Consider the following 1,127-nt stretch of genomic DNA (forward strand, 5'->3'; position numbering starts at 1 on the left):
TTCCAGTTGTTATCTCAGTATACGAAGACAAATCATTTACTTTCGTTACAAAAACACCACCAGCTGCTGTTCTTTTGAAAAAAGCTGCAGGTGTTGAAAAAGGATCAGGTACACCTAACAAAACTAAAGTTGCTACAGTTACTCGTGCACAAGTACAAGAAATTGCAGAAACTAAGATGCCAGATTTGAACGCAGCAAACATTGAGTCTGCAATGCGTATGATCGAAGGTACTGCTCGTTCTATGGGATTCACTGTTGTTGACTAATCAATAACACCCCCAATATAACCCGCAAGACTTCATCATTTCGAGGAGTGACGTGGGAGATGAAAATCGATTGAACCACTTACAAGGAGAATAGAAAATGGCTAAAAAAAGCAAACAACTTCGTGCTGCTCTTGAGAAAATCGACAGCACAAAAGCATACAGTGTAGAAGAAGCTGTAGCACTTGCAAAAGAAACTAACTTTGCAAAATTTGACGCAACTGTGGAAGTTGCTTACAACTTGAACATTGACGTTAAAAAAGCTGACCAACAAATCCGTGGCGCAATGGTATTGCCAAACGGTACTGGTAAAACTTCACGCGTTCTTGTTTTCGCACGTGGTGCAAAAGCTGAAGAAGCAAAAGCTGCTGGTGCAGACTTTGTTGGTGAAGATGACCTTGTTGCGAAAATCAACGACGGTTGGTTGGACTTCGACGTAGTTATCGCTACACCTGACATGATGGCTCTCGTTGGACGTCTTGGACGTGTCCTTGGACCACGTAACTTGATGCCAAACCCTAAAACTGGTACTGTAACAATGGATGTTGCTAAAGCAGTTGAAGAGTCTAAAGGTGGTAAGATTACTTACCGTGCTGACCGTGCAGGTAACGTTCAAGCAATCATCGGTAAAGTATCATTTGAAGCTGAAAAATTGGTTGAAAACTTTAAAGCTTTCAACGAAACAATCCAAAAAGCAAAACCAGCTACAGCTAAAGGAACTTACGTAACAAACTTGACAATCACAACTACTCAAGGTGTTGGTATCAAGGTTGACGTAAACTCACTTTAATCAGTAGTTTAGAAAAAAACAAGCACACGGCACTGCACCCCCAAAGTGGGACAGAAGAAAACACGTTTAAGCGG

The 1,127-nt window shown here is 41.3% G+C and carries 2 protein-coding genes; both read left to right on the forward strand.

The genetic code is table 11. The features are described 5' to 3' along the window. Positions 1-266, forward strand: a 266-nt coding sequence (locus SORDD16_RS09770) for a 50S ribosomal protein L11 (protein ID WP_061453286.1), incomplete at its 5' end; no start/stop codon positions are given. A gap of 97 nt (positions 267-363) precedes the next feature. Further along, a complete protein-coding gene (rplA, locus tag SORDD16_RS09775) occupies positions 364-1,053 on the forward strand; it encodes a 50S ribosomal protein L1 (RefSeq protein WP_001085675.1) in 690 nt (229 codons plus the stop codon). Positions 1,054-1,127 lie beyond the last annotated feature (74 nt).

The organism is Streptococcus oralis (assembly GCF_001578945.1).
GTDB lineage: Bacteria > Bacillota > Bacilli > Lactobacillales > Streptococcaceae > Streptococcus > Streptococcus oralis_Q.